The following is a 5,793-nucleotide window of genomic DNA, read 5'->3' on the forward strand; positions in this document are numbered from 1 at the left end:
TATCTGGTCCTGCATGACTGGACACAGGGGATTTGTTTTCTCTGGATGGTCTGGTAAGGTTATGCGGCCGGCTGGTTCGGATTGAGGATCATGCGGAAACGCTGATTTGACGAGCTGGTCAGGATGGACTAGAGTTGTAGATCGCGCCGAAAACACCGGACATGCCCTGGAGGGGCCACGGAGTTGACAGCGTGAGAGACACAGAGTAAGATTGAAAAGTTGCTTCGGAGCGATCCGGAAACGAGGGTTTGTTTCTGGTGGTGCCGAGTGTGCTTGTTGCTTGAGAACTCAATAGCGTGCCAAGTTTGTTGATACCAAATTATTTATTTATTTGGTTGACATGATCCTACCACCCCCGTGGTGTGGATTGTGTATAGCCATAGATCAACGGCCCGGCTGGTTGCTGGTTGTTCGTGAGGGTCCTGTTTTTCCGGCAGGACTTGGACAGCCTGGCCTCTGGTTGGGTTTTTCTCTGTTTTTTAATGGAGAGTTTGATCCTGGCTCAGGATGAACGCTGGCGGCGTGCTTAACACATGCAAGTCGAACGATGAAGCCTGGTGCTTGCACCGGGTGGATTAGTGGCGAACGGGTGAGTATCACGTGAGTAACCTACCCTTGACTCTGGGATAAGCCCGGGAAACTGGGTCTAATACCGGATATGACCAGTCACCGCATGGTGTGCTGGTGGAAAGCTTTAGCGGTTTTGGATGGACTCGCGGCCTATCAGCTAGACGGTGAGGTAATGGCTCACCGTGGCGATGACGGGTAGCCGGCCTGAGAGGGTGACCGGCCACACTGGGACTGAGACACGGCCCAGACTCCTACGGGAGGCAGCAGTGGGGAATATTGCACAATGGGCGCAAGCCTGATGCAGCGACGCCGCGTGTGGGATGACGGCCTTCGGGTTGTAAACCACTTTCAGCAGGGAAGAAGCTTTTTGTGACGGTACCTGCAGAAGAAGCGCCGGCTAACTACGTGCCAGCAGCCGCGGTAATACGTAGGGCGCGAGCGTTATCCGGAATTATTGGGCGTAAAGAGCTCGTAGGCGGTTTGTCACGTCTGCTGTGAAAGCCCGGGGCTTAACCCCGGGTGTGCAGTGGGTACGGGCAGACTGGAGTGCAGTAGGGGAGACTGGAATTCCTGGTGTAGCGGTGAAATGCGCAGATATCAGGAGGAACACCGATGGCGAAGGCAGGTCTCTGGGCTGTTACTGACGCTGAGGAGCGAAAGCATGGGGAGCGAACAGGATTAGATACCCTGGTAGTCCATGCCGTAAACGTTGGGCACTAGGTGTGGGGAACATTCCACGTTTTCCGCGCCGTAGCTAACGCATTAAGTGCCCCGCCTGGGGAGTACGGCCGCAAGGCTAAAACTCAAAGGAATTGACGGGGGCCCGCACAAGCGGCGGAGCATGCGGATTAATTCGATGCAACGCGAAGAACCTTACCAAGGCTTGACATACACCGGACCGCCCTAGAGATAGGGTTTCCCTTCGGGGCTGGTGTACAGGTGGTGCATGGTTGTCGTCAGCTCGTGTCGTGAGATGTTGGGTTAAGTCCCGCAACGAGCGCAACCCTTATCCTATGTTGCCAGCACGTGATGGTGGGGACTCATGGGAGACTGCCGGGGTCAACTCGGAGGAAGGTGGGGATGACGTCAAATCATCATGCCCCTTATGTCTTGGGCTTCACGCATGCTACAATGGCCGGTACAGTGGGTTGCGATACTGTGAGGTGGAGCTAATCCCTAAAAGCCGGTCTCAGTTCGGATCGAAGTCTGCAACTCGACTTCGTGAAGTTGGAGTCGCTAGTAATCGCAGATCAGCAATGCTGCGGTGAATACGTTCCCGGGCCTTGTACACACCGCCCGTCAAGTCACGAAAGTTGGTAACACCCGAAGCCGGTGGCCCAACCCTTGTGGGGGGAGCCGTCGAAGGTGGGACCAGCGATTGGGACTAAGTCGTAACAAGGTAGCCGTACCGGAAGGTGCGGCTGGATCACCTCCTTTCTAAGGAGCTGCACCCGAGTCGGGTGCGCCACCGGAGTCGCCGGATGTGTGGCTGGTGGTTTGCTCATGGGTGGAATATCAACGAATAACCCGTCTTTGATTGCGGGTTCATCATGCTTGGCACCTGGTGCTGGTCAGTACGCCCTTCTTTGTGGGGTTGGAACGCTGGTGGTGGGTGTTTTTGTGTGGTGTTTGGTGCGCTGTTGGGTCCTCGGGTAATAAGCCCGTGTGACTGGACCCTCTGCTTCAGGTAGCTGCTGACTGGTTTTGGTTGGTGGTGATGGGGGTGGGGGTTGTTGTTTGGGAACTGCATAGTGGACGCGAGCATCTTTTGTTCTTTAGCAATTTCGTGAACGTGTAAGTGTTAAAGGGCGCATGGTGGATGCCTTGGTAGCAGGAGCCGATGAAGGACGTGGGAATCTGCGATAAGCCTGGTGGAGCTGATAACCGAGCGTTGAGGCCAGGATTTCCGAATGGGGAAACCCCGCATGCTGTTGTGGTGTGTGACCACACGCTGAATGTATAGGCGTGTTGGAGGGAACGCCGGGAAGTGAAACATCTCAGTACCGGTAGGAAGAGAAAACAAGTAAGTGATTCTGTGAGTAGTGGCGAGCGAAAGCGGATGGGGCTAAACCAATCACGTGTGATACCTGGTAGGGGTTGCGTGGTTGGGGTTGTGAGACCCAGTGTCCAAGATCTACCAGTCTTGGCGGTTGAGGTGCGGGCGTATAGACGAACAAGGTTGAGTCCTTGGCCGTAGAGGGTGTGAGTCCCGTAGTTGAAATGCGTTCCGCCGGTCGATCTGGTGTTCTCGAGTAGCACGCGGCTCGAGGAATCGTGTGTGAATCTGCCAGGACCACCTGGTAAGCCTGAATACTCCCTGCTGACCGATAGTGAATCAGTACCGTGAGGGAATGGTGAAAAGCACCCCGGGAGGGGAGTGAAATAGTACCTGAAACCATGTGCCTACAATCCGTCAAAGCATGCCTGTGGGTGTGTGATGGCGTGCCTTTTGAAGAATGAGCCTGCGAGTTAGTGCTCAGTGGCGAGGTTAACCCGTGTGGGGAAGCCGTAGCGAAAGCGAGTCTGAATAGGGCGTTTTGAGTCGCTGGGTCTAGACCCGAAGCGGAGTGATCTACCCATGGCCAGGTTGAAGCGCGTGTAAGAGCGCGTGGAGGACCGAACCCACCTAGGTTGAAAACTGGGGGGATGAGCTGTGGGTAGGGGTGAAAGGCCAATCAAACTCTGTGATAGCTGGTTCTCCCCGAAATGCATTTAGGTGCAGCGTTGAGTGTTTCATCCTGGAGGTAGAGCTACTGGATGGCCGATGGGCCCTACAAGGTTACTGACGTCAGCTAAACTCCGAATGCCAGTGATGTGAGAGCTCAGCAGTGAGACTGTGGGGGATAAGCTTCATGGTCGAGAGGGAAACAGCCCAGACCACCGGTTAAGGCCCCTAAGCGTGTGCTAAGTGGGAAAGGATGTGGAGTTGCTTAGACAACCAGGAGGTTGGCTTAGAAGCAGCCATCCTTGAAAGAGTGCGTAATAGCTCACTGGTCAAGTGATTCCGCGCCGACAATTTAGCGGGGCTCAAGCACACCGCCGAAACTGTGGCATTCAACGTTTGTTGGATGGGTAGGGGAGCGTCCCATAGGTGGTGAAGCCGCAGCGGAAGCTAGTGGTGGAACCTATGGGAGTGAGAATGCAGGCATGAGTAGCGAAAGACACGTGAGAAACGTGTCCGCCGAATGACTAAGGGTTCCAGGGTCAAGCTAATCTGCCCTGGGTTAGTCGGGACCTAAGGCGAGGCCGACAGGCGTAGTCGATGGATAACGGGTTGATATTCCCGTACCGGCGAAGAACCGCCCACGCGAACCCGCTGATACTAACCACCCGAAACCTGCCTGAGATCACTTCGGTGATCGTGGTGGGCGTAGCGTGGGACCTGAAGCGGTCTAGCGAGCGTATTAACAGGTGTGACGCAGGAAGGTAGCCGGGCCAGGCGATGGTTGTCCTGGTCTAAAAATGTAGGCTGACTCTTAGGCAAATCCGGGAGTCGTTGAGGCTGAGATTTGATGGGCCCTCACATGGTGAGGGATCCGGTGATCCTATGCTGCCGAGAAAAGCATCGACGCGAGGTTCAAGCCGCCCGTACCCGAAACCAACACAGGTAGTCAGGTAGAGAATACCAAGGCGTTCGAGAGAATCACGGTTAAGGAACTCGGCAAAATGCCCCCGTAACTTCGGGAGAAGGGGGGCCATCCACGTGACGCGCATTCGCTGTGACGGGCGTGTGGTGGCCGCAGAGACCAGGGGGGTCCGACTGTTTACTAAAAACACAGGTCCGTGCGAAGTCGTAAGACGATGTATACGGACTGACTCCTGCCCGGTGCTGGAAGGTTAAGAGGAGGAGTTAACCCTTTCGGGGGTGAAGCTCTGAATTTAAGCCCCAGTAAACGGCGGTGGTAACTATAACCATCCTAAGGTAGCGAAATTCCTTGTCGGGTAAGTTCCGACCTGCACGAATGGAGTAACGAGACCCCCGCTGTCTCAACCGTGAACTCGGCGAAATTGCAATACGAGTAAAGATGCTCGTTACGCGCAGCAGGACGGAAAGACCCCGAGACCTTTACTATAGCTTGGTATTGGTGTTTGACATCACTTGTGTAGGATAGGTGGGAGACGTTGAAGCGGTCACGCTAGTGGTCGTGGAGTCGTTGTTGAAATACCACTCTGGTGTTGTTAGGCATCTAACTTCGGGCCCTGATCGGGTCCAGGGACAGTGCCTGGTGGGTAGTTTAACTGGGGCGGTTGCCTCCCAAAGAGTAACGGAGGCGCCCAAAGGTTCCCTCAGCCTGGTTGGCAATCAGGTGTTGAGTGTAAGTGCACAAGGGAGCTTGACTGTGAGACAGGCATGTCGAGCAGGAACGAAAGTTGGGACTAGTGATCCGGCGGCACCGTGTGGAAGGGCCGTCGCTCAACGGATAAAAGGTACCTCGGGGATAACAGGCTGATCCTCCCCAAGAGTTCATATCGACGGGATGGTTTGGCACCTCGATGTCGGCTCGTCTCATCCTGGGGCTGGAGTTGGTCCCAAGGGTTGGGCTGTTCGCCCATTAAAGAGGCACGCGAGCTGGGTTTAGAACGTCGTGAGACAGTTCGGTCCCTATCCGCTGCGCGCGTAGGAGATTTGAGAAGGTCTGTCCTTAGTACGAGAGGACCGGGACGGACGAACCTCTGGTGTGTCAGTTGTACTGCCAAGTGCACCGCTGATTAGCTACGTTCGGGATGGATAACCGCTGAAAGCATCTAAGCGGGAAGCCGGCTTCGAGATAAGATCTCCATCATCCTTTGAGGTGTGAAGGCTCCCAGCTAGACCACTGGGTTGATAGGCCAGATGTGGAAGCGTGGTAACACGTGAAGCTGACTGGTACTAATAAGCCGATCACTTACACCACCACCGCATGTTCTTTTGGGGTGTGTGTTGCTGAAGATTTTGCGTGTTCGCGTCCACTAGGCGGTCCCCGACCAACAAACCCCATGCACTAGTGTGGTGTGGGTCTGGCGGATAGTTGAATAGTGTCACATGTTGTTGTGGCCCCTTTTTGTTAGGTTTACCTGGCACGTCTGTGTTTTGGCGTGTTGTGGTTGAGAGGGTTACGGCGGTCATAGCGTAGGGGAAACGCCCGGATCCCATTCCGAACCCGGAAGCTAAGCCCTACTGCGCCGATGGTACTGCACCCGAAAGAGTGTGGGAGAGTAGGTCGCCGCCGAACACACATTAGA

Annotated in this window: 3 rRNA genes; all 3 read left to right on the forward strand. The window is 55.0% G+C overall.

Annotated elements, in window-relative coordinates:
* The first annotated feature begins 479 nt into the window (after positions 1-479).
* The 3 genes from IEW85_RS14100 (at position 480) to rrf (ending at position 5,783) form a co-directional block, all read left to right on the forward strand.
* Positions 480-2,007, forward strand: a 16S ribosomal RNA gene (locus IEW85_RS14100).
* A gap of 355 nt (positions 2,008-2,362) precedes the next feature.
* Positions 2,363-5,464 (forward strand): 23S ribosomal RNA (locus tag IEW85_RS14105).
* A gap of 201 nt (positions 5,465-5,665) precedes the next feature.
* A 5S ribosomal RNA gene (rrf, locus tag IEW85_RS14110) occupies positions 5,666-5,783 on the forward strand.
* The 16S, 23S and 5S rRNA genes sit together here, the layout of an rRNA operon.
* Positions 5,784-5,793 lie beyond the last annotated feature (10 nt).

The sequence above is a fragment of the Nesterenkonia cremea genome (assembly GCF_014642675.1).
Lineage (GTDB): Bacteria > Actinomycetota > Actinomycetes > Actinomycetales > Micrococcaceae > Nesterenkonia > Nesterenkonia cremea.